The organism is Paenibacillus sp. FW101-FHT12H11 (assembly GCF_058790355.1).
Genome location: NZ_JBYTCO010000023.1, coordinates 1 through 22490 on the forward strand (window position 1 = coordinate 1; position 22490 = coordinate 22490).

Below are 22490 nucleotides of genomic sequence, written 5' to 3' on the forward strand. Positions count from 1 at the left end.
CTGCATTTTCTACAATAGGTGACTTTTTTTGTTTTGGCTAGATATTTCATGTTAGGTTTTATGCAAACGTAGTGGATGAAATCCAATGAAAGGCAAATATTCACCTCCAAATTAGCCGTCCTATTGGATAATTTCCAATGAGGGGAGCGAAAAGCCCCCTTCTTACTCCGAATTCGGGTGCTCCCAATGGATTTCATCCAATGGACTCTCTCCAAGGAGGCTTACGAAGCAGCCGGACATCACAGATGTTCCCAAGATCCCTCCTTCAGCTCGTAGGAACGGACGCTATTCCCCGTAGTAATGGGTGACAAGCATTCCTTCTCTACCAAGCCACGCAGCCACTTGCGTGCAGTGCGGAAATCAACGTCGAATTGCTGAATGACGTCCTGTGGGCGTATCGCCCGGCCGAGCATCCAGGCCAGCCGCAGCACTTCTTTCTCCAATACAGGTATTGGAGCAGTAGCGTCGCTTCGGAGCATGCAAGGTCCGACTACCATCTGTAGAAGCATCCGACAGATCTCGGGGCGGCTCTGGATGTCGTCGAAGGAGAAGTGCATCACTTTCCAGCCCAAAGCAGTCAGAAAAGTTTCGCGATTCAGTGCATAGCTGAACTTCTCGCGATCCATCTCTTTGACATGGGTTTGAAAGCCGTCACATTCAATACCGAACTTCCCAAAAGGTGTTATGTACGCAAAATCGAGAAACTGAGATTTACGGTTCCAATCGTAGATTTCATACTCGGGGTGCAAGTTGTCGAAATTTCCGAACAATGGCATCCACACCTGCTGCAAAAAAGCTTCTCTGCATACGCATGTCCCCTCACTAACCGCCCCTTTCGTTCGCCGCTCCGTAAAGCTGCGTGTTTCTCAAAAAATGAAGCATGTAACCTTTCAAAATCCAATACTCCCAACCTCCTCAGTGCTGCAAATAAAATAAAAAACGCCCTTGTGCCACGAGGCATAAGGACATTCTTCGTCTGGATTCCGTATACCAAATCCTCATTTATAAGAAAATATCCTACTCCTTTATCAACATTACTGATTTCATTTTCCGCCATTTCCGCGCTATACTTTTATTATCCAAGTAAATTCATGGGTTTAATAAATATAGAAGGCGAGGTCATACGAGATGGCGACCATATACAATAATTTGACAGAGCTAATCGGCAACACGCCGCTGCTAGAGCTCTGGAATTACAATAAACGGCAGGCTCTTGAAGCCAAAATCATGGCGAAGTTGGAGTATTTTAATCCGGCCGGAAGTGTCAAAGATCGTATCGGTTTCGCCATGATCAAAGAAGCCGAGAAAGCCGGCCAAATCAAACCGGATACCGTTATTATAGAGCCAACGAGCGGGAATACAGGGATAGGCCTTGCGTTTGCCGCAGCGGCATTAGGATACCGCTTAATCATTACAATTCCAGAATCGTTTAGTTTGGAACGCACGAAATTACTGAAAGCGCTGGGTGCGGAAGTGGTGCTTACGCCTGCTTCAGAAGGAATGATGGGAGCGATGAGGAAAGCAGAGGAGCTCGCAGCGAGGCTTCCAAACGCTTTCATTCCGCAGCAATTCTGCAATCCAGCTAATCCTGAGGTACACAGAAAGACGACGGCAGAGGAGATTTGGCGGGATACAGACGGAAATGTCGATATTTTTATTGCAGGCGTAGGTTCGGGTGGGACGATTACGGGCGTAGGAGATGTTTTGAAAAAAAGGAATCCGTCCGTGCAAGTCATCGCCGTAGAACCGGCCAATTCACCGGTTTTGCTAGGCGGCCAGCGTGGCGCGCATCAGATTCAAGGCATCGGCGCCGGGTTCGTACCGGATAATTATGACGCATCCCTCGTCGATGAAGTCTTCAGCGTATCCGACGAGGATGCTTTCGCGACGGCTCGCGCTCTGGCGAAGACCGAGGGTCTGCTGGTCGGCATCTCATCCGGTGCAGCTGCTTATGCGGCGACGGAAATCGCCAAAAGGCCGGAGAATAAAGGGAAGACGATCGTGGTCATCCTCCCGGATACCGGGGAGCGGTATTTATCTACGGCACTTTTTGACGAATAAGGGAGATGTTACTTCACATAAAAAAATACCGCCCCCGACTTGGGAGCGGTTTTCTGTCGTTAAACTTGAACGAGTGCATGGAAAGCTTGATGCTCGGGCAGCGGTTTGCTGAAATAGTACCCCTGTACAAAATCACAACCGACCGCTTGCAGAATGAGCAGCTGCTCCTGCTTCTCTACACCCTCGGCAACTACCTCTTTATCAATTCGCTGAACGAGGGAGATGATCGACTCCATAATCACCCGATCTACGGTTGAATTGTCAATATGATCAATGAAAGATTTATCAATTTTGATAATGTCAGCAGGCAATTGCTTAATATAACTAAGGGAAGAGAAACCCTTGCCGAAGTCGTCGAGCGCGATGCGCACCCCTTTATCCCTCAGGAGGTTGAGGTGGTTGGTCGATGTTTCAAGGGATTGAATGAGCAAGGTCTCTGTGAGTTCCAGCACAAGGTGGCGGGGGTCCAGTCCAGTCTCCTCCAATATGGCCAGAACCTGATCCGCAAAATCATACTGCATCAATTGAAGCGCAGAGATATTGACGGATATGGTAAAAGACATCTGCGAGGCAATCTGCCACTTCCTAGCTGTATGACAAGCTGTTTGCAGCACCCAGTAACCGATCGGCACAATGAGCCCGGTCTCTTCGGCCAGCTGAATCCATTCGCTAGGGGGAATGTACACCCCATCGGGCTGCTGCCAACGCAGTAGAGCCTCATACCCCTTGACCTCTCCGCTCGGCACATGAATTTGCTTCTGAAAATGCAGCGTAAACTGTTTCTGTGCCAATGCGCCCTGCAGCGCATCTTCCAGCTTCCGCTTGTAAAGCTGATCTAATCGCATCGTTTCATCAAAAATACGGAACTGATGCTTCCCGCCGGCTTTGGCCTTACGCATAGCGACATCGGCACATTTGAGCAGCTGCTCGGCTGTTTGCCCATGATCCGGATACAAGGCGATTCCCATACTCACTTTGAGCGGGAAGGAAACGCCGGCAACTTGAAAAGGGGATTGGCAAGCTTTCCAGATGGCATGAACTGTGCTTATGAAATCCGTATCTTTGTCGCCTACATCCATAATTAGGTTAAACTCATCTCCCCCTGATCTTGAAACATGCATGCCGGGAGTGAACATATGCACCATTTTACGGGCAAAAAAACGCAAGTATTGATCGCCTGTGGCATACCCCACAGAATCATTAATCATTTGGAAGTTATCAATATTCACCCAAATCACACACACTCGGCCATTAACAGCACTGGCTTGCTGGATCGCCTGTTCCAAAAATTCATAAGCGGAGAACCGGTTTGGCAGTAATGTTAATCGATCGGTGGAAGCCATATGTTTGATCTGCTCAGCTTTATCCAACGTATCTTTCTGAAGCGTGAAAAAGCGTTCCATGAGCTTTCTGTTATTGCTGGAAACCAGGAGCAAGCTGATGATAATGAGCAGTGACCACGTAAGAATGCCTGCAAGGATTTGAGAAGACAGCACGAAGTTCTTGGCTTCTACAAAAAAGAAGAAGTAGGCGTCCGCTGCCAACACAAGTGAAATGGCGACAAACATCACTTTTCTGCGCATAAAAACGGCGGCTATAACAACGATGTAAATACTGCTAAAAGTATTCGTTACGGCAGGAACAAACATCATTAGTAGCATTGTGTTGAGAAACTGTCCCCCAATAGGAATATAACCGATCCAACCGGAATCCTTGCGATAGGAATAGAAGATGACATAGGTGGAAAGGGTCAAGACATTGGCGGCAACCATGCACAAATAGTGGGGAGCAGTTAACCCAAGCCTCATGTAAGCAAAAGTGATGACAAGGATGATAATCGTGAAATTTAGCAGCAATAATCGCAAGGCAATCGTATTTCTTTGACGGCGATTCTCGCTTATTAAAAGATCCATTTGTATAAAGGCCCCTATCAAAATTTGTCTTCTGTAGGTTTATGTCGAAAAAGTAATGTTCCTGTTGAAAATTGTAAATTAAAACAAGATATTTGTAAACCTTTGCCAGAAATCTGGGCGAGTTACGTCGATAAATAATAAATTGACCAAAAGTTCATTTCGCTATTGATAATGGTTTTCATTATCAATATAATGATAATGAAAACCACTATCATTTAATAGGTGGGGGACATGAAGTGAAACTGCCTCAATGAAAGTAAGCTTTATCGTACATAACTTAAAGAAATGCGGAGGAACTCCCTATGAAACAATTGGACAGAGAAAGTATGAAATTTCAGTATTTAAAATTTACCGACAGCCTGAAATCCCTGATGTTGAGCACAGTCGATGAGCAGGGCAAGCCTTTTATTTCGTATGCCCCTTTTGTTAAAAAAGAGGGCAAGTTGTACATCTATCTCAGCCGGATTGCCAACCACTACCGCTATATGGAGTCTAATCCCTCCGTGGATGTCATGCTGATTGAAGATGAAACTTCCACTGAGAATTTGTTCGCCAGACAACGGGCGCGCTTTGTATGCCACGCCGTAAACATTGGCAATGAGGGGCATGAAGATATTTTTGAGCTCTTCGGAGAAACATTCGGCAAGCCGACGATCAATATGCTGAAGACGCTGGACTTCTCGCTGTTTGAACTGACAACTCTGCAGGGCCGGTATGTGGCAGGTTTTGGTCAAGCCTATGATATCAACTTAACGGCGGAGCAATTTGATCATGTAGCAAGAGATGGCCACCAGCAACCAAAGTCCTCATAATTTATTCGAAAAAGGGAGTGTAATCATTATGAGTTTTGCAACTGTATTACCGATTTGGAACGCGATTCAAGACCGTTTCCACGCCTCAATGAGAAAGTTGCCGGAGGCCGATCTGACCCTTGAATTGGGTTCTGCTTCGATTGGCTATATGCTTCGACATAATGCGGAAGTGGAATATATGTTCGCCAACTGGTTTTTTGGTCGAAGCTTTCCAGAGGGGCTTAAGCTGCAAACCAGCGGAGGTCCTTCCGCAAGTAAAGCCGTCTTTACGAACAAGGAGGAATTAATCGACCTTCTGGCCGCGTCTAACGCTTACTTAATTGAAGCTATGCGTGAATTACCGGAGGAAAAATGGCATATCCCCGTTGAGACGGCCATTGGGACATCGACGCCTTTGGAAGCGGTGGGGCGCTTGATGTATCACACAGGAATCCATGCCGGTCAAATTTCATTGATTCAGAAACATTTTGCTGTGAAGGAAAACGTATAAAAATGAAGAAAGATCCTCATCCAGCTCGATGTTGAGTGGAAGGGGACCTTTTGTTTTTTACGCGTTTTTATTTTCGTTTACGTTGCTTTTGTTCACGAGCAGTGTTTGAAACAGCAGGTAATGGATTGACTGCAGAAACAAGTAAATAGGGAAGGAGAACATGAGCCTGTACCCATGTTTGTAATGAAAGACGCCAACCAACAAGCTCAGCCATTCGATGCCTACACTCAGGAGTGACCATATTACTATGTAAGGAATAATGTAAAAACCTTTTAGACCCAGCCATTTGAATAGATAAATGTAGAGGTAGCCGAACGGAGCGTACATGGCATAGGAAAAGATATCGAACCAGTGGTACTTGGAGTCGTCTCCGACATCGTAGAGATCGAAGGGAGGCAGTCCAATTGTATGATCAAAAATAAGACCAAATACAATCCCAATCAGTAAGGTGAACAAGGTTTGTACAGGGGTGAATTTTTTGGGCAATATCACAACGGTTAGCAGCCCGAGAACGATCATAGCGATAACAAACCACTCATTCGCATTAAAGTGGCTGTCGTAATAAACTTCATCATTCATGCTTTTCTCTCCTTCCGCGTGAAGTGCAGCAGCCATCGACCTAGACCATACGTCACAACCAACATAATCAGCAGCGTGATACTGTCATAATAGGCGTTCCATGTCAGAGGGATTATGGCACCTGTCCACTTGAGGATGAAGCAGCACATAAGAAGGAAGAGGAAGGCATAGAGGGAAATAAGCACTTTTGTAAGAAATCTAGAAGCTGTGAGATACACATTGGCAAAGGTAAGCAGCGTAAAACAATAGATAAAATCTCGATATAGCACAACCGAAAGGAATTCAGGAATTTGTTTGCTAAAGTGGTACAAGTTTAGACTTACACTGAATAATGTCATGCGATTAATGTCGATGATGGACAAAAGCATGTAGAGCAGCACATTCGTCATGAGCGGCAGTTTTTTGGGCAGTGTGACTAACACATGCAGGCAATACCAAGCTAAAACAAGGAAATAAACCAGGACCAAGGCTGAGCTCCCCTTTTGCATGAAAATAAGCATCAACCTCTATCCTTGCCGTTATTGCGCTGTTTAAACCTTGCGGGTACGTCACGGGTTCACGAGTCTCCAATCATGGATCACGGATCACGGATCACGGACAAAATCCCGGTGTTCGATTTTGCAATTGTTCTGCATAGCGGGGATCCAGCTTTGCCAATTCGGCAAAGTAGCCGCTAATCGCGTGGTTCGCGGACACGGAGCCGGCCTGGTAGGTGAGCTCGACGCCTTTTTTGACATGCAGATAGTGGTAGACTTGGTCGGTTCGGGGAGATCGATAGATGAAAGGCGGAAGCTCCGGGACGATGTCATTGGTATTATATATGCGATAACGAGGCCCGGTCCTGCGGTTGAAAAGGCTGGAAAATGCCGGGTTTCCAACGCGCGGTGAACCATAGGTATAGACAGAGGGCTCCTTAAATCTCGTGTTAGCCGTAAGATCGAGGGCACACAAATTGGCGAGACATCCTCCAAGACTGTGTCCAGTGAGATAAAGGGTTTTGCGGGGAGAAAGTTTGGACATGGCAGCTATAATCTGCTTGCGTGCGCTATTGTAGATGTCGAGAAAGCCTTTGTGGACAAGGCCTCCGTCTTTGGCATAGGGGTATGCCGTCTGTCGGGCTATCGCATCGGAAATCCAGTCTGACGTCGAGCTCGTGCCTCTAAAAACAATCACAATCTGCGTATCAGATTCGGCGATAAAACCGAATAACTCTTTATTGCTAAAAACCGAGGTGGCCGTAAAGGAAGAAACCATCCGATAATTGCGTGGTAAAATGACGCTTTCCGGACCATTCGCAAACTGCCCGTAGCTTTGACTGCACATAGCGGCAAGGAAGATCGCGGTTCGTGTGTCCAAAGTGTTGATAAGCATTGTCCGTTCCTCCACACACAGAATGCTGTTCAACTATATATATGAGAATTGTGGACAGCTGTCGTCCGGTAACCGCCTATTTTTTTCCGCATTCATTTTCTTTGATGTATAATAATCGATGGAGGTGTGAACGAACGTGTTGAAACGTTTCTTTTCGTACTATAGGCCGTATAAGCACTTATTTATTTTGGATTTTACCTGTGCGGTTGTAGCTGGGCTTCTGGAGCTTGGTTTTCCGCTAGCTGTTAATCAAGTGGTCGATAAATTGCTGCCTGCCGGGAATTGGGCTTGGATTCTTTGGGCTTGTGCAGGGCTGCTTGCCGTCTACGGGCTGAATACCGTGCTGAATTTTATCGTTACGTATTGGGGCCATAAGCTGGGGATTAATATTGAGACGGATATGAGGAAAAAAATGTTTGACCATCTGCAGAAGCTTTCCTTCCGGTTCTATGACAATAACAAAACAGGCCAATTAATGTCGCGTATGGCGAATGATTTGCTAGAGATTGGCGAAGTAGCGCATCATGGTCCTGAGGATCTGTTTATTGCGGTAATGACGCTAATCGGAGCGCTGTTACTGATGTTGAGCATTAATGTGAAGTTGGCACTGTTAACTTTTGTGATTGTACCTGTGCTGCTCTGGATCGCCGTGTATTTTAATCAAAAAATGACCAAAACGTTCCGCCGGATGATGGGCGATCTCGCCGACATTAATGCCAGAGTCGAAGATAACATTGGCGGTATTCGTGTAGTTCAGGCTTTTGCGAATGAGTCGCACGAGAAAAAACTGTTTGAGGATAACAATGGGCGGTTCCGGATCACAAAGCTGCTTTCCTATAAAATCATGGCATGGAATGTCTCCTTAAGTTATATTCTCATGCGTTTGGTGACGGTGTTCGTGTTGATTTGCGGAACTTGGTTCGTAATTGATAAGCAAATTTCTTATGGGGAATTTATTGCCTTCGTTCTTTTGACCAATGTGTTTCTGGGTCCGATTCAAAAAATTAATAACGTCATTGAGAGTTATCCCAAAGGTATTGCCGGGTTTAAGCGGTATTGTGAAGTAATGGATACCGAGGCTGAAGTGTCGGATCGTGCTGACGCCGTGAAAGTCGACCATCTGGTCGGCCAAATATCATTTGATTCAGTCTCCTTCGGATACGGGCAGGAAGACCGGGTTTTGAATGATATTTCCTTAACCATTCGGGCAGGAGAAACGGTTGCTTTCGTAGGTCCTTCCGGTGCAGGCAAAACAACGATCTGCAGCTTGCTGCCGAGATTCTACGATGTAAACGAAGGCAGCATTTCCATAGACGGCATGGATATACGAAGTATCCAGCTGGAATCGCTGCGCCGGCAAATCGGCATCGTGCAGCAGGATGTATTCTTGTTCTCCGGCACGCTGCGGGAGAACATTGCTTACGGCAAGCTGGGCGCGACGGATGCCGAGATCTGGGAAGCTGCACGGCGTGCGCAGCTGGAGGGGTACATCCAGTCCCAGCCGAAGGGACTGGACACGGTCGTTGGCGAGCGCGGCGTCAAGCTCTCGGGCGGACAGAAGCAGCGTCTCGCGATCGCGCGGATGTTCTTGAAGAATCCGCCGATTCTCATCCTCGATGAGGCGACATCAGCCCTCGACACCGAGACCGAGGCGGCGATTCAGCAGTCGCTCGCCGAGCTGTCGCAGGGCCGGACCACGCTTGTGATCGCCCACCGGTTGGCGACGATCAAGAATGCCGACCGCATCGTTGTCGTGACGGAGCAAGGCATTACGGAGCAAGGCGGTCACGAGGAGCTTATCGCAGTCGGCGGCGTTTACAGCCGTCTGCACCAAGCGCAGTTTAGCTCCTAAGCGAGCGGAGTTTGAATGATACCTGGCAGCGATCTTTGTGATCGTGTGCCAGGTTTTTTGTATTTCGGGGCTTGGTGGCCAGTCGGGCGGGAACGGACTGAGGCAGCACTGATACAGCGCCGATTGCGCACCGATACAACACCGATACATGCACCCAGCGTGAGGGAACTCTGGTCCATTATTTTGCCAGGAATCGATATGTACGTAACTGGAGGGGAACTACCGTCCTCTATTTTACAGATATCTGCCTAAATTCCGGCTTTCTCGAGGAAATAGCACCCCGTAGTTCCCTCAACATCTGAATTGAGCGGATTTAGCACGAATAGGGCCCTGTAGTTCCCTTCACCTAAGGAAGAATGGCATTTTAATGGATAGTACTCCCAAATGAATCATGGTAAACTATGAAATAGTTATCTACCAACGGTGAATAATAGAATGAGGTGACCGGTTTTGAAGTCAACGATTCGGTGGTTGTTGCTCGGGGTGTTTACACTTGTGTGCATCTTCTTTCTGAGCAACATCCGAAATGCCTTCTTATCTACCCAGCCAGATCAAATTCGGGTCACGCTCGGACCGGATTCAAGTATTCAGAAAATTAGCGATCAACTGCCAGGAAGCCGCGTCCTCAATGACAAAACGGGCTTGCTGTCCGTTCCCTATGGCGAGTCATGGGAATACGTCAGCAAAGCGTTGACGATCAAGGGCATTTACCGCGCGTCAGCGGTTCCATTGGAGCGTCCCATCATTTCATGGCGATATTATGGATACTCCGTGAAAGACCAAATTCAGGGCTTTTTCCATGGCGATTTCGGTAAATTCCGCAGCCCGTACAACCGCAATGAACTCTCTGTTATCGGAGAGCTTCCCCGCATGCTGCTTCGCACTTGTACGTATTTCATCCCAGGTTTGCTGCTGGCAATTGTGCTTAGCATGCTCATGGCGATGTCAGCGTCATTGTGGCGCCGATTAGGTCTTGTACTAGATGGCGCGCAGGCTCTGCTTGTGGGCTTACCCGATTTCTTCTTAATTGTTCTTATTCAATTAGGCGCAATCTATGCGACGAAGTTTCTGGGCCATTATGTGCTGCTGATCGTCCAAGTTGGTGATAAAACGCCGTTCCTCATCCCATTTCTCACCATCGCGCTAATCCCGTCGGTTACGATTTACGGTACAATGCGGATCGCGATTGCGAGGGAGCTGGGGCAGGATTATGTCGTTACCGCACAAGCCAAAGGGTTGACCCGCGGTGAGGTGCTGATCTCTCACGTACTGCGAAACGTCATGCTCGATTTACTCTCGATTCTGCCGAAGGCGACGACGCTGGCACTGGCGAGTATGGCGGTTGCGGAAACGATCTGCGGCATTTTCGGCCTGGGCGGCTTCATTACTTCACCGGCCATGCAAAGCGTCACATCGATGTCAGTCATTTGCATGTCGCTCGTGCTGCTCGCGATGGCTTTCCACGTGCTGTATGCCTTGCTGCGTAAAAAGTTTGTCGTTCGCACAGGGGAGGTCGCCTCACAATGATCAAACGTTCATCTAGTGCATTTTATCTCTCTATTGCTCTTATCGTGCTTATCCTTCTTGTTGCGATATTTGGTACATGGCTGAAACCGCACGGCATCGCGCCGGAGGACAAAATCAATATGATTCAGTATCAGCAAGATGGGAAAACCCGCTACAACATTCCGCCGTTTTCTCCGAACAGCACGTTCCTGTTGGGGACGGATCATCGGGGCTTTGATGTGTTGAGCCTGCTGCTTAACGGTTTGAAGTATACGCTGGGGACGACTTTAGTTCTAACGCTGCTCCGTTTTGTTATCGCGCTCCCATGGGGATTATGGAGCGGGACCACCGGCAAAGGGTGGGGTGTTCTAAAAGCCATGCAGTGGGTAGTGGCTTCCGTGCCTGCGTTTGTATTTCTATTTCCGCCATTGGCCGGGATGTATTTCGGGCTGAGGCTCGATCAGTGGATGAAAGCGGACGCGCACTACAAGTTGCTCTTCTCCGCCACCTTTATCATTCTCGTCACGTTCATCGGCTTATTTCCGCTAGCTCATCAGATTGCCGAACGAACGCGTTATTATAATGATAAATTATTTATTGAAGCATCGCGTTTAATGGGCGGTTCTGTTTTTCACCGTACAGTCCGGCATTTAATCCCCTGCATGAGGAATGAAATGACGTTCATGTTCCTTAACGAATTCATGCAAGTGCTCTTCCTGCTGGGGCAATTGGCCGTCTTTAACATCGTGCTTGGCGGTACGGAAACAATTGGCGACAGTGACGCCGGCTTCTCCATTACCATTACGACATCGGGGGAATGGTTGTCCCTTATCGCGTACGGCTCCAGATATATTAGGCTGCATCCTTGGATTATTTTGAGCGTAGGAACCAGCTTCGCCTTGTTATTCCTCTCGCTTCAGTTCTTCTTGAGTCAATTGAAGCGCCGCTACGGGAGTGAACGACAGTTCATGTAAAAAAAGGTCGGGTTCCATCTAAGGATGGAGGCCCGGCCTTTTCAGTAGATAAGAAAGTATAATTTTTATACTTTAGCTTTGCATCTACCTTGACAAACGCGCTCGTCCTAGCCGGACGACGAAATCGGTTGTCCTTGTATGCAGATGATCTTTTACTGCAAGTTGCTGAGTCGAAAATCGAGCCTGGCGGCAACACCGGCAGGATTTTCCGCGGTGCGCTGCCCGCCAAGGTTAAAGGCGATGATGACGACATCGTTGCGTCCGCGCCGTACAAATCGGCGAATGTCGAAAGTACGTCCCGGATTGTAGAAGGAAGGTGTATTCTGCGGTCCGTCAAAGAGGAGCGGCACGCCGTTGATGATGACAACGGCATAATTGTCGACAGATAGGAAGAGAGAAGCGCCGAGAATGGCTCTACGTTCAGAAAGCGTGAAACGTGTCGAAATGATCGCATTCTCACTGTTTAAGTTACCGGAGTACCAAACATAGTTGGCATTAGTAACGGGCACCCACGCAGGGTCGCGGGGAATGATTTGCGCATTGAACCACGAGTTGTCGGTGCCGATCGAAACCGTGCGTTGGCTTAGAAAGCGACCCGAACCGGGCTTATGATATTTTCTAAGCTGCGTACGGTACATCAGCATGGCTTTGCTTCTTGGCAGGCCTGCGCTCTTGGGGAGCCGAATAATTTTGCTCGGTTTTCCAGCCATTCGTTGTTTTGGAATCATTTCTCCATCTCCTATCAACATATGAATATACTTGCTTTGTATTCTATGTTTACAAGAGCGATATGCGAGGGTGAGTGGCCGGTGTCGGCTTTATCATGCAGCCTAAATTCCCTTTGCAACATGTAAAGGTACAATTAATATGTTTAAATAACACATAATATATGTTAATATAGTAAAAATGCAAAGGAGGAATCTCCCAATGGATGATAAGAACGATAAGACCAAAAGACTTTCCGTCTACTTGCCTGAAAAGGTGAAGACCGATCTGGAGCGCATGGCTGAGGAAACGGGCTTGTCGATGACACAGCTTATTGTGATGGCGACGCATGGTCTACTCGCGAATTATGCTTCGCAGGGCGGAGCCATTTTTGCCGACTTATTGGCAGCTAAGCAGCGGATCGTACACGAGGTGAAGGATAGGCAGCGGCTTTTAACTGAAGAGAAAGAAGGCATGCAGGATTACTACGGCGCGCGGGCAGCGGAATATGAACGGATTTATGCCCGCGAGGATGCGGACTATCAGCAAGAGCTTACGATGCTGGCGGATATCGTGAAGAAGCAGGTCGCCGGGAGCCGTGTCCTGGAGGTGGCTTGCGGTACCGGATATTGGACGCAGTTCATGGCGGAGACAGCCAAGCACATCATTGGGGTGGACGTTCGACCGGAGGTGCTGCAAATTGCTGCAGCCAAATCTTGGCCGCTGCATAATACCTCTTTCGTCGAGGGAGACGCTTACCGGCTTTCGGAAGTACAAGGGGATTTTGACTATGGACTCGCCAACTTCTGGTTTTCGCATATCCCGAAAAATCGACTGGATTCGTTCCTGCAAGGATTTCACAAGCGGCTTGGTCGGGGAGCCCGCGTGTTCATTGCGGATAATGTGTATGTCCCGGGAAGAGGCGGCGAGCTGATTACGAGTGAACATAGCGAAGATACGTACAAAAGAAGGGAGCTGGCCGATGGCTCCAAGCATGAAATTATTAAAAACTACTATTCGTATGAAGAGTTGAATGAAATCTTTAAACCGCTGTCGGAGCATCTGCGAATATTTGTCGGCAGCTCCTTCTGGTATGTTAGCTACATTGTGGCTTAGGAATCATCGGCTCAAGAAAAAGATGTAAACGCCCGTCTTAATGACCGGATGTGAATTTAAGGCCGAGAACACCGACCACAATGAGGATCATGAATAGGATACGCAGCAAACTTACGGGCTCGTTCAGAAATAGGGTGCCGATAATGATCGCGCCTACAGCGCCAATTCCCGTCCAGGCCGCGTAGGCTGTGCCGATGGGAAGGGTTTTTGTAGCTACCGCCAGAAAATAAAAGCTGATGATCATGCCGACAATGGTGATGCTGGATGGAACCAGCCGTGTAAAACCGTTGGAGAACTTCAATGAGATCGCCCAAACTACTTCAAAAACACCTGCAATGACCAAGTAAAGCCATGCCATCTGTGAATCACTCCTTAAGAAAGTATGCGAAGATGCCCATCTGACCGCGGCAAAAAGAAAAAGCCTGGAAGCAATATCGCTGGTGCGATAAGACTCCCGGGCTTTTTCCCCTCCGTGATCACAGCGTATTCGCTGTGTGTTTTCTCTCGGACCAGACTGGCGCTGCAGCGCCACGGAACCCTAGAAACATGATGCCGTAATTATAGGACGGCTTACACGCTATGTCAAGTTACAAAATAGCCAGAAGAAATGAATAAAAGCCCTGAAAAGCGGCTCATTCGAGCTAACGCTAGTCTGGGCTTTTTATTCATGATGAACAAGAAAATTACTTGGATTCAGCAGTTAGTTGATTGTAGATATCATCCCATAGAACACGTCTAGCGGATACATACCTTTTCGCATAATAGGATTCGCTTAGCTTGTTTTTCACGATACCTTCATTGGATGCGGAATGAATAAATTCACCGTTACCCAAGTAGATACCTACGTGAGAAATGCCTTTGCCCCCTGTGTCGAAGAACACAAGATCACCTTTACGAAGATCACTTTTGTCGATCCAGTAGCCCTCTTTATTTTGAGCTGCTGAACTATGAGGAAGGTCAATGCCGAATTTGTTGAATACGTACGCGGTGAAACCAGAGCAATCAAAGCCTCTTGTTGTCGTTCCCGCATCGCGGTACGGTACTCCCATCAATTCGTCAACCGTTGAGTCCAATGTGGATTCTGACGCAGACACACTCCCTAAAGCTACACTCAAAAACAAAACAAGACTAAAAAGAAGAGCAACAACCTTTTTCAACTGCTTGTCTCCTTCCGGTGCCTACGAGGTTAGCTGGAGGGTTCGGTTGAAGGTTCCCTATGATCCCTGTCTTGCAAGATCAATTCACCCGGTATGGTTCCCCCGTTTCCCCAAGAAATGAGGAATTCGGCATGAAATATTTGGTTTTTTAATGCTAGTCTCTTAATTTCGTCATAAACATCGAAATTCCTCCTTTTTCGTGCAATTGGGTCTGAAAAAATGTGTAAAGGTTCGCTTTACAGACAAAAAAATCCCCTTTTGCAAGGGGATTGAACAAATCTAAACCAATTATGGTTTTATTTATTACCTTTTAACGGCTCAATTTGGCGGAAAGAAGCTGAAATTGCGAGGTAATGGACCACATTTGCATGAAAATATGGAAGAGCGGGAAAAGTTGATAAATGATTAGCGCTACCAGACCTGCCCAGATATAGGTCGATGTGACCGTGATCCCTGCCAAAAGTCCCGAGCTCAGTAGAAGTATCAGAGAAAGGCCGATAATCGGAAGCGAGTACCGCATGAACGTTAGGACGGTGGATACTATGCCGAGACGCGCGGCAATGGCGAACTGTACATACATGAAGAGCAGATGCATCAGAAAGCCGTAAACCAGCATACCCAGCAGCCATGGCAGTAAGTCGAGGGAGGCCTGTTCATAAGATGTGCTGTGAGCGAACACCTTCTGCGCTTTGGGCAGCACCCAGATGAGCGGCAGCAGAGACAAAGCGATTCGAATCAAATACACGGCGAAGAAGGGGAGCGTGAGTTCCTTGATGCCGCGGACGAAGCGATAGCCGGCATTTTGATCGGAATGGGTGAGCGAATAATAGACACCGCCGTTCAGCATCGGGGTAAGGAACATGCGCGCCAGGAGCAGGCCGGCCAGCCACCACAAGTAAGAATGGCTAAGATCCGTTTTGAATAACTGAAACTGACTTTCGGCCAGAAAAAGCTGGAGTGCTTGCTTCGGCTGGTCGCCGCCGGGAAACCGATGCATGAGGGGCACTAACACCCCTTGTACAAGCTTATATAGAAGCATCCCCCAGCACATTTGGTAGATGAACAAGACAATCGTAGCGAAGGGTTGCCGTAGCGCAGCCCTGAAGCCGGATTTGAGATAGGTTGTCACCGGTGTCCCTCCTAAGCGTTGTTTTCTGAAGGCAAACTTGCCTTGTAGAGTGGGCGCCTACCAGGCTACCCACCCGAAAATAGCTTGCAGGAATTGAATAATGCCGAGATTCAGACGGAGTTTCCACTTGGTGTCCACTTCTGCTTGCATAAAGTTATTAATATGCTTGTTCTCCAGAATGAGCGAGTAGTTCGGATCGATACGAACCCAGTCTATAGGCGTCGTGTGGGTTAGTTTGTACTCAATGCTGCTCTCTTTGCCGTCCCATGTTTTGTCGAGCACCGTACCGTCGGCGAAATGGAACTGAATCGGCACTTCGGGCGAATTGCCGCCGCGCTTGGAGATGAGGACCGTGCTCTCATAAGGGCCGGCTCCTTTGCTGCCAGTGGCTTTCACATGGATGCTTTCAACCGAATAATCAACCATCATCGAGCCGTAGACATATTCATTGAAGAAGTCGTCCCACTTCGTTTTGGTTATATCCTCGACTACATTTTGAAAGTCTTTGGTGGAGGGATGCTTGAATTGCCATTTTTGAAAATAAGTCCGCATAATACGATCCATGTTTTTGGTGCCGACCTGTTTCTCGATGGCTTTCAGCACGAGTTTGCCTCTGGTATACACATTTTCTGCGTATTGATCATGTCCGGTATAGGCCCATGCGTTTTGCCGCAGGGCATTCGGAGAAGTAATGTAGCTGGACTCGACAGGCAAATTAGGGGTTGCCCCGAAGTCGGCCTCCATCACTTTATCCTCGGCGTAGGAGGTAAAGCCCTCATCCAGCCAAGCCTCTTCGAACTCATTGCTCGCCACGAGGCCATAGAAATATTGGTGTCCGATCTCGTGCACAACAACGCGTTCCAATTCCTGATCCGGCGTCTTGTCGTCCGCGCCCCAAGCGGTGATGAGCGTAGGATACTCCATCCCGCCTGCGCCGCTGCCTCCGGGAGGAGGTACTACGATAGACAAGGTTGAGTACGGATACGATCCGTACCACTGGCTATAGCGGGATAGCGCTTTTTTGGCAGCGTACATATAACGGTCTTTCAAATCCTGATGATTGGGATCCAGATAAAGCTTGATCTTCACACCGGGTATTTGCGGCGTGGAAAAAGGTTCTTCCACATACACGAAGTGAGGCGAAGCTGACCATGCGAAATCATGCACATCATCGGCATAAAATTGGTACGTCTTCGTCCCGTTCTCCGTCACCGCCGGTTTCACAGGGAAACCTGTCGCGGCAACCGTGTAGTTCGCCGGCACTTGAATTTTCACGTCATACAAGCCGAAATCCGCATAAAACTCCGAATTCCCATGGTATTGGTGGAGATTCCAGCCTGGCTCGGTGCGTCCCCGTGTGCCGGCTCGTTCATAAGCAGCGACCTTAGGGAACCATTGCCCGGCCATCACGAAGTCGTCCACATAGCCCATTCTAGCGAAGGCCTGGGGCAGTTTGACGAGAAATTCCGTTTTGAGTGTAACTCGCTCGCCGGCTCCAACCGGCTTTGACAGCGGTATTTTGATCAGCGTGTGGTCATCTTTATTGCCGTCATCAGGTTGTACAAACGACATGCGTGGCGTAAGGTCCTCGCCATCTTCCGTTTTTACGGAAAGCAAGTCCATCCAACCGGTACTATCCGCCGTAGCTTCATCCTGCCTTAGCTTGCCGCCGGACTCCCGCATAAACGTGGTTTTCTTAGATGCGAATGCATTCGGATATAAATGCAGATAAATCTCTTGCACAGGAACCGTTCCCGGATTTTCCCACGATAACGCTTGCTGCCCTTTGAGCTGCCTCGTTTCGGGTGTGTAGGCAACATTCATGTGATACTCCGCAATGCGGTAGCTCAGCGGTTCCTGCGTTTGTTTGTCCGAAGATTTGCCGCGATCAGCAGGCTGCATGTCCGGCGCCGGAGCTGACGGTTCCTCCTTAGAGACGACGGGCACCGTCAGTTTACTTGCAGATGGGAGCAAAGTTTCAGACAGCAAGACAGTGCCTGCTGCAAGGAGCATGACAACGAACCATTGTAGCTTTCGGTTTTTGAATAAAACACTCAATAGATTCACCCCGCCTAACAAGCATCTACAGCATGTATATGTAGACAACCTAGGGAATATTTCTGTGAGTGGAAAAGAATTGTTAACAAAGCTGAAATAGGCTCTGGCCAAGCCCCGGTTCTCTGCTCTTGTTCTCATGGAGTACTTTAGCTACAATAAAAGCAAAGGTATCATTTTAACATTACGATGAGTGGAAGGTGCAACGATGGAAGCGGATAAAAAAAAGCTGGCCTTGAATATAGTAAGCTCCAAAGTCAATCACAAAGGATTCGGTGCTGGAGCAATCGATCTTAGCAATGTATCAGGAGTAATTATCGATGGAGATGAAGCCTATCTCGATGAGGGCACACTGCATGCCAAGAGTAAAATCGAGAAAGGCATTAAATTTTCGACGAACAAAGAGGATGTGCCGAACGGACGTAAGGCGTGGATCGTATGGGTTGCCGTCGACCGCACCGAAGAGGGAGCGTATTATGCCGGCATGTCTGCTTGCGAGATGCTGATCGATACAGAGGCGCGCCGGGGATGGAAGATCCTGGCCGATCATGTAAACAAGATGGATGGCGCCATGAAGCGTAAATTTATCCTGGATGGCTTGTCCGACAGCGAGCGTGCTGCCTTGAAAAAACAGCTGATCAGCCATAACGAAGAATGGTGGAACCGCTCGGATCAAGTGCTGAAAGATACCCTTTCGTAATTGTACCAAGGCATAATTGGAAGTTATGAACATTATGTGTCATCCATTGTTACGTTCATGTGAACCGAGTATACTAGACCCTAGTGTATGTTACCTCATATACTAGGACAGCAAAAAGGCAGACTAAGACGCGCTTAGTTCTGCCTTTTTGTGTTCTCGGAAAGCCGCGTGGAAGCTGGAAATCAGTCGTTCCACCAGCGTTTGAGATCGTTCCACCAAGAGCCGTTTTGGCCTTTTGGCGCGTCCTTTTTATCATCGCCCGAAGCGGGTTTGGCGGGTTTGCCCGTACAGTAAGTCGTTGGCTCCGTGCCGGCGAGAAAAGCCTCAAGATGAGCGTTCGGGCAATCCTCGTTGGATAGCTTTCCGCTCACGGAATCAATATAGACATTGGCTACGCCTTCTGGAATTTGGAAAAGTTTAGGCGGGATGGCCTCCAGCGTTTGTTCCGTGAATTCTGCAAAAATCGGCGATGCCAGATGAGACTCGACGGTAGAGATGTCCCGGTCCTTATCATAGCCGACCCATACCGCAGTAGCGAGCTCCGGTGTGAAGCCGACCAGCCAAGCATCCGTATCGGTCGTTCCGGTTTTACCGGCAATCGGCCGTTTGATCGTACTGGCAACACGGTTACCCGTACCGCCTTCCTCGAACACACTCTCCATGAGATTCGTCATCACATAAGCAACCGCAGGGTCAATCACCTGCTCCTCTTTCGGAGCTGCTTGATATAAAATCTGGCCATTCGCATCCTCAATCCGCACAATCGCTGTCGCTTCCTTATGCACACCCTGATTCGCAATGGTTCCGAAAGCGGACGCCATTTCTAGCGGGCTAACAGGGAAGGAACCGAGCGCCAGTGAAGGCAGAGGCTTCATCGGCGAGTCAATGCCCAGCTTGTGGGCCAGATCAATTACCTTCGCAGGGCCAACGTCCAGAATCGTATGAACCGCATAGATGTTATCGGATTTGGAGATCGCCTGCCGCATATCGATATTCGCGTTTACATATTGATCGTTGAAGTTCCTCGGCGTATAACGTTGCCGCCCTTCATCATAGGTGAACACCGTCGGTTCACTTTTCACCTGTGTGACGGGGGTATACCCATTTTGTAGAGCGACCATATACACAATTGGTTTAAAAGAGGACCCCGGCTGCCTTGTATTCGACAAAGCCCGATTGAACTGATTTTCTGAATAGTCGCGTCCGCCGACCATCGCTTTAATTTCCCCGGTACGCGGATCAATGGCGACGAGAGCCGCCTGCAGCTCTGTTTTGCCAGTCAACTGCTGGTTGACGACATTTTCAGCAATTTCCTGCGCTTTCTTGTCGAGCGTCGTGTAAATACGAATGCCGCCTTCGTCGAATTGCTCCTCAGGGATCCCGAGCTTTTCGGTGGCCAGTGTCCGTACATAATCTCTGAAATAGGGGGCGGCTGCCGGCTTTTTCTTCGTCAGCGGTTGGATGGTCAGCTTCTCTTTGCCGGCAGCGTCTGCGGCTTCTTGCGTGATGAATCCGCTGCGGACCATCGTTTGGAGCACGATTTTTTGCCGGTCCAGCGCATTTTTCATATCATAATAAGGGGAGTAGTAACGTGGCCCCTTCGGGACACCGGCAATCAAGGCGCTCTCGGCTAACGTCAATTCACTGGCGTGTTTACCAAAGAATAGCTCCGAAGCCGTTTCTATGCCATAGGTCGAATGACCGTAGTAAATTTGATTTAAATAATCCGCAAGAATTTCATCCTTGCTCAGCTGCATCTCCAATTGAACGGCATACATCGTTTCTTTGATTTTACGCGCCCAAGTACGGTCATGCGTCAAATACAAGTTTCGCGCCAACTGCTGCGTGATGGTACCTGCACCCTGCACTTTCGCCATCGCTTTCACATTGACAATCGCTGCACGGGCAACAGCTTTCACATCGACACCGAAATGATCATAGAAATGTTGATCCTCCACGGCAAGTGTAGCTTTGATAAGGTATGGGGAGATTTCATTTAATGGAACGACCTGCCGATTTTGCCCGGAATAGAATGTGTCGATGAGTTCGCCGTGTGTATCAAACATTTGGGAAGTTTGCAGCATCTTCGTGACAGGCAGCGTCTGCGAGCGTAAATATACGAAAAAGATGGCCGCAGCAATGAGCATGAACACACAGGTAGTGAAGAAGAAGGAGAACATTTTTTTAATACGGCGCATCCATCGCATGGACGCTGGCACCTCTTGCTCCCTTTGTTTTTGCGGAGTGCCTGAAGCAGGCTGACGATTGTTTTCATTTTCGGACATCGATTCCTACCTCCTTTCTTGCTTCGCCCTAAGGACGTATTAACCAGTATGGAAAAGCATGGGTTTCCGTATTCAATAAATTGTAAATATTTTTTGTGAATTCGGGAAAAGGCCTAGGAAATTATTGCAATTTGGGGGTAATGAACTATAATACAATTTGTGCGTGTGAAGGGACGGGAAATTTTAGCCGACCTTGCATGACATTTTGGACCGGTGGAACACTGTTAGAGATAACGAATGTCAGTAATTATTCATCCAATATAGAAGCGAAAGAAGGTATGAACATGGATTTGTGGTACACAGAGAAACAGACAGACAGCTTCGGCATTACAGCGAAAGTAAAAGAGACCTACGTAAGAGAGCAAACGGATTTCCAAGACCTGTCGATGATCGAAACCGAAGAGTGGGGAACGATGCTTACCCTAGACGGTATGGTCATGACAACGGTAAGAGATGAGTTCGTATACCATGAAATGGTTGCTCACCCTGCACTTGTGACTCACCCGAACCCTGAGCAAGTCCTTGTTGTTGGCGGCGGCGACGGCGGCGTAATCCGTGAGATTATGAAGCACCCGAAAGTGAAAAAAGCCGTTCTGGTCGACATCGACGGTAAAGTAATCGAGTACTCCAAAAAGTACCTGCCAACCATTGCCGGCGAATTGGACAACCCGCGCGTTGAAGTGATCGTAAACGATGGCTACATGCACATTCATGATCACAAAAATACATACGACGTTATCATGGTCGATTCCACGGAGCCGGTTGGCCCCGCGGTTGAACTGTTCACCAAAGGTTTCTACCAAGGCATTTATGATGCGTTAAAAGAAGACGGAATCTTCGTTGCACAAACGGACAACCCTTGGTTCAAAGCAGATCTGATCCAAACCGTTAACCGTGACGTCAAAGAAATCTTCCCAATCGTACGCGTATACAGCGCGAATATCCCAACGTACCCAAGCGGTCTCTGGACCTTCACAATGGGCAGCAAAAAGCATGACCCTCTTCAAGTCGAGGAAGCTTCCATTCCGGAATTCCCGACGAAGTACTATACAGCACGCCTACACCAAGCAGCATTCGTGTTGCCTAAATTTGTTGAAGATTTGATTAAATAAGCGAAAAGGTCGTCATCCCTTGCGAGAGGGAGGCGGCTTTTTTGTTTGTGGGTGTCGCACGGCGGGGCCGAGCTTGGTCGTGAGTGCAAGTGCAAGTGCAAGTGCAAGTGCAAGTGCAACCCCAACCTCAACCCCAACCCCAACCCCAACCCCAACCCCAAGCCCAATAGGTAAGTGCTCGTAGGGTGAAACTGGCGGTCGAAGTAACAAAAATCCACCCAAAAGAGCAAACTAGTTAAGTAGCATGAAACCCAATAGTAGAAGCCAATTAGTCAAAGTACCATGAATCCCACCAATAGCAGCTCACCCGGCAGTCCCTTCAAGTAGCCACTTTTTTGTAACGGACCCAGGAGCCGTTATTCTGCGAAATTCAGCGAATTTGAGGTGCTATCGGACTGAGGAGCCGTTATTCAGTGATTTTGCCACTGTTTTAGGCAATATCATGGACAATAACGGCACGTGAGTCCGTTAGAAGCTAAACTTGTCCCAAAAGCGGCGAATAGAGTCCCCTCAGTCCGTTAGCCGGTAGGTGGTGCTCGCAGGGGCCCGCCAAGCTGAGATCGACTCCCCCACTCGCCGCCTAAAATAATTCCCCACCCCCACAAACACTGCCATACTGTTGTCAGTCACACTCCACTATACTGATTACATGAAGTATGAAATCACACAAACC

General features: G+C 48.3%; 20 protein-coding genes and 2 riboswitches. Of the genes, 9 read left to right on the plus strand and 11 right to left on the minus strand.

The window, feature by feature from the left end:
• Positions 1-239: 239 nt before the first annotated feature.
• Positions 240-776, minus strand: coding sequence for a putative endonuclease domain-containing protein (locus AC3WTJ_RS37435; RefSeq protein WP_492526807.1), 537 nt, complete (start codon positions 774-776; stop codon positions 240-242).
• Between the two features lie 352 nt (positions 777-1128).
• Between AC3WTJ_RS37435 and cysK the strand changes: the two genes are divergently transcribed.
• Positions 1129-2061, plus strand: coding sequence for a cysteine synthase A (cysK, locus tag AC3WTJ_RS37440; protein ID WP_492526809.1), 933 nt, complete (start codon positions 1129-1131; stop codon positions 2059-2061).
• A 59-nt stretch (positions 2062-2120) separates the two neighbouring features.
• Here the strand turns inward: cysK and AC3WTJ_RS37445 are convergent, their stop codons facing one another.
• Positions 2121-3974, minus strand: a complete 1854-nt coding sequence (locus tag AC3WTJ_RS37445; protein WP_492526811.1) for a putative bifunctional diguanylate cyclase/phosphodiesterase — start codon at positions 3972-3974, stop codon at positions 2121-2123.
• A gap of 302 nt (positions 3975-4276) precedes the next feature.
• Here AC3WTJ_RS37445 and AC3WTJ_RS37450 point away from each other — a divergent pair, with 302 nt between their 5' ends.
• Together AC3WTJ_RS37450 and AC3WTJ_RS37455 are read left to right on the plus strand one after the other, a co-directional pair.
• Positions 4277-4786, plus strand: coding sequence for a HugZ family pyridoxamine 5'-phosphate oxidase (locus AC3WTJ_RS37450; protein WP_492526813.1), 510 nt, complete (start codon positions 4277-4279; stop codon positions 4784-4786).
• Between the two features lie 28 nt (positions 4787-4814).
• Positions 4815-5276 carry a DinB family protein gene (locus AC3WTJ_RS37455; protein WP_157318271.1) on the plus strand — a complete coding sequence of 154 codons (462 nt, stop codon included), beginning with the start codon at positions 4815-4817 and terminating at the stop codon, positions 5274-5276.
• 57 nt (positions 5277-5333) lie between these two features.
• On the opposite strand, the gene AC3WTJ_RS37460 is transcribed toward AC3WTJ_RS37455, so the two are convergent.
• The 3 genes from AC3WTJ_RS37460 to AC3WTJ_RS37470 form a co-directional block, all read right to left on the minus strand.
• Complete coding sequence (locus AC3WTJ_RS37460) at positions 5334-5855, minus strand: hypothetical protein (protein WP_492526815.1); 522 nt, start codon at positions 5853-5855, stop codon at positions 5334-5336.
• A complete protein-coding gene (locus AC3WTJ_RS37465; protein ID WP_492526817.1) occupies positions 5852-6355 on the minus strand; it encodes a hypothetical protein in 504 nt (167 codons plus the stop codon). The genes AC3WTJ_RS37460 and AC3WTJ_RS37465 overlap by 4 nt, the downstream gene beginning before the upstream one ends.
• A 91-nt stretch (positions 6356-6446) precedes the next feature.
• The gene (locus AC3WTJ_RS37470; protein WP_407869860.1) at positions 6447-7226 is read right to left on the minus strand and encodes a lipase family protein; all 780 of its coding nucleotides are present in this window, start codon (positions 7224-7226) and stop codon (positions 6447-6449) included.
• Positions 7227-7362: 136 nt separating this feature from the next.
• Here AC3WTJ_RS37470 and AC3WTJ_RS37475 point away from each other — a divergent pair, with 136 nt between their 5' ends.
• The 3 genes from AC3WTJ_RS37475 to AC3WTJ_RS37485 all read left to right on the plus strand — a co-directional run bounded on the left by AC3WTJ_RS37475 (position 7363) and on the right by AC3WTJ_RS37485 (position 11558).
• Positions 7363-9078 (plus strand): ABC transporter ATP-binding protein, encoded by a 1716-nt coding sequence (locus tag AC3WTJ_RS37475; protein ID WP_492526819.1) that lies wholly within the window; start codon positions 7363-7365, stop codon positions 9076-9078.
• Positions 9079-9528: 450 nt separating this feature from the next.
• Positions 9529-10605 carry an ABC transporter permease subunit gene (locus AC3WTJ_RS37480; protein ID WP_492526821.1) on the plus strand — a complete coding sequence of 359 codons (1077 nt, stop codon included), beginning with the start codon at positions 9529-9531 and terminating at the stop codon, positions 10603-10605.
• The gene (locus AC3WTJ_RS37485; RefSeq protein WP_492526823.1) at positions 10602-11558 is read left to right on the plus strand and encodes a hypothetical protein; all 957 of its coding nucleotides are present in this window, start codon (positions 10602-10604) and stop codon (positions 11556-11558) included. The genes AC3WTJ_RS37480 and AC3WTJ_RS37485 overlap by 4 nt, the downstream gene beginning before the upstream one ends.
• Positions 11559-11710: 152 nt before the next feature.
• Here the strand turns inward: AC3WTJ_RS37485 and AC3WTJ_RS37490 are convergent, their stop codons facing one another.
• Complete coding sequence (locus AC3WTJ_RS37490; protein WP_492526825.1) at positions 11711-12286, minus strand: hypothetical protein; 576 nt, start codon at positions 12284-12286, stop codon at positions 11711-11713.
• Positions 12287-12485: 199 nt separating this feature from the next.
• Here AC3WTJ_RS37490 and AC3WTJ_RS37495 point away from each other — a divergent pair, with 199 nt between their 5' ends.
• Entirely contained in the window at positions 12486-13379 is an 894-nt protein-coding gene (locus AC3WTJ_RS37495) for a methyltransferase domain-containing protein (protein ID WP_492526827.1), read from the plus strand.
• Positions 13380-13416: 37 nt separating this feature from the next.
• Here the strand turns inward: AC3WTJ_RS37495 and sugE are convergent, their stop codons facing one another.
• The 4 genes from sugE to AC3WTJ_RS37515 all read right to left on the minus strand — a co-directional run bounded on the left by sugE (position 13417) and on the right by AC3WTJ_RS37515 (position 17678).
• Positions 13417-13737, minus strand: a complete 321-nt coding sequence (gene sugE, locus AC3WTJ_RS37500; protein WP_492526829.1) for a quaternary ammonium compound efflux SMR transporter SugE — start codon at positions 13735-13737, stop codon at positions 13417-13419.
• A 91-nt stretch (positions 13738-13828) separates the two neighbouring features.
• A riboswitch (guanidine-I (ykkC/yxkD leader) is annotated at positions 13829-13931 on the minus strand.
• Positions 13932-14062: 131 nt separating this feature from the next.
• Positions 14063-14536 carry a C40 family peptidase gene (locus tag AC3WTJ_RS37505; RefSeq protein ID WP_127457637.1) on the minus strand — a complete coding sequence of 158 codons (474 nt, stop codon included), beginning with the start codon at positions 14534-14536 and terminating at the stop codon, positions 14063-14065.
• Positions 14537-14539: 3 nt separating this feature from the next.
• Positions 14540-14678, minus strand: a riboswitch (cyclic di-AMP (ydaO/yuaA leader).
• Positions 14679-14846: 168 nt separating this feature from the next.
• Entirely contained in the window at positions 14847-15665 is an 819-nt protein-coding gene (locus AC3WTJ_RS37510; RefSeq protein ID WP_492526831.1) for a hypothetical protein, read from the minus strand.
• 57 nt (positions 15666-15722) lie between these two features.
• Complete coding sequence (locus AC3WTJ_RS37515) at positions 15723-17678, minus strand: M1 family metallopeptidase (protein WP_492526853.1); 1956 nt, start codon at positions 17676-17678, stop codon at positions 15723-15725.
• Positions 17679-17928: 250 nt separating this feature from the next.
• On the opposite strand from AC3WTJ_RS37515, the gene AC3WTJ_RS37520 reads away from it, so the two are divergent.
• Positions 17929-18420, plus strand: a complete 492-nt coding sequence (locus tag AC3WTJ_RS37520) for a YwhD family protein (protein ID WP_492526833.1) — start codon at positions 17929-17931, stop codon at positions 18418-18420.
• 182 nt (positions 18421-18602) lie between these two features.
• Here AC3WTJ_RS37520 and AC3WTJ_RS37525 read toward each other — a convergent pair whose 3' ends face one another.
• The gene (locus tag AC3WTJ_RS37525; protein ID WP_492526835.1) at positions 18603-20705 is read right to left on the minus strand and encodes a transglycosylase domain-containing protein; all 2103 of its coding nucleotides are present in this window, start codon (positions 20703-20705) and stop codon (positions 18603-18605) included.
• Positions 20706-20989: 284 nt separating this feature from the next.
• Between AC3WTJ_RS37525 and speE the strand changes: the two genes are divergently transcribed.
• Positions 20990-21817 (plus strand): polyamine aminopropyltransferase, encoded by an 828-nt coding sequence (gene speE, locus AC3WTJ_RS37530; protein ID WP_157318461.1) that lies wholly within the window; start codon positions 20990-20992, stop codon positions 21815-21817.
• The last annotated feature ends 673 nt before the right edge of the window (positions 21818-22490 follow it).

What these genes read in the sequence shown, in the direction of transcription:
- AC3WTJ_RS37435 (WP_492526807.1), bottom strand. Translation starts at nt 776, where the DNA reads ATGCCATTGTTCGGAAATTTCGACAACTTGCACCCCGAGTATGAAATC.
- cysK (WP_492526809.1), top strand. Translation starts at nt 1,129, where the DNA reads ATGGCGACCATATACAATAATTTGACAGAGCTAATCGGCAACACGCCG.
- AC3WTJ_RS37445 (WP_492526811.1), bottom strand. Translation starts at nt 3,974, where the DNA reads ATGGATCTTTTAATAAGCGAGAATCGCCGTCAAAGAAATACGATTGCC.
- AC3WTJ_RS37450 (WP_492526813.1), top strand. Translation starts at nt 4,277, where the DNA reads ATGAAACAATTGGACAGAGAAAGTATGAAATTTCAGTATTTAAAATTT.
- AC3WTJ_RS37455 (WP_157318271.1), top strand. Translation starts at nt 4,815, where the DNA reads ATGAGTTTTGCAACTGTATTACCGATTTGGAACGCGATTCAAGACCGT.
- AC3WTJ_RS37460 (WP_492526815.1), bottom strand. Translation starts at nt 5,855, where the DNA reads ATGAATGATGAAGTTTATTACGACAGCCACTTTAATGCGAATGAGTGG.
- AC3WTJ_RS37465 (WP_492526817.1), bottom strand. Translation starts at nt 6,355, where the DNA reads ATGCTTATTTTCATGCAAAAGGGGAGCTCAGCCTTGGTCCTGGTTTAT.
- AC3WTJ_RS37470 (WP_407869860.1), bottom strand. Translation starts at nt 7,226, where the DNA reads ATGCTTATCAACACTTTGGACACACGAACCGCGATCTTCCTTGCCGCT.
- AC3WTJ_RS37485 (WP_492526823.1), top strand. Translation starts at nt 10,602, where the DNA reads ATGATCAAACGTTCATCTAGTGCATTTTATCTCTCTATTGCTCTTATC.
- AC3WTJ_RS37490 (WP_492526825.1), bottom strand. Translation starts at nt 12,286, where the DNA reads ATGATTCCAAAACAACGAATGGCTGGAAAACCGAGCAAAATTATTCGG.
- AC3WTJ_RS37495 (WP_492526827.1), top strand. Translation starts at nt 12,486, where the DNA reads ATGGATGATAAGAACGATAAGACCAAAAGACTTTCCGTCTACTTGCCT.
- sugE (WP_492526829.1), bottom strand. Translation starts at nt 13,737, where the DNA reads ATGGCATGGCTTTACTTGGTCATTGCAGGTGTTTTTGAAGTAGTTTGG.
- AC3WTJ_RS37515 (WP_492526853.1), bottom strand. Translation starts at nt 17,678, where the DNA reads ATGCTCCTTGCAGCAGGCACTGTCTTGCTGTCTGAAACTTTGCTCCCA.
- AC3WTJ_RS37520 (WP_492526833.1), top strand. Translation starts at nt 17,929, where the DNA reads ATGGAAGCGGATAAAAAAAAGCTGGCCTTGAATATAGTAAGCTCCAAA.
- AC3WTJ_RS37525 (WP_492526835.1), bottom strand. Translation starts at nt 20,705, where the DNA reads ATGTCCGAAAATGAAAACAATCGTCAGCCTGCTTCAGGCACTCCGCAA.
- speE (WP_157318461.1), top strand. Translation starts at nt 20,990, where the DNA reads ATGGATTTGTGGTACACAGAGAAACAGACAGACAGCTTCGGCATTACA.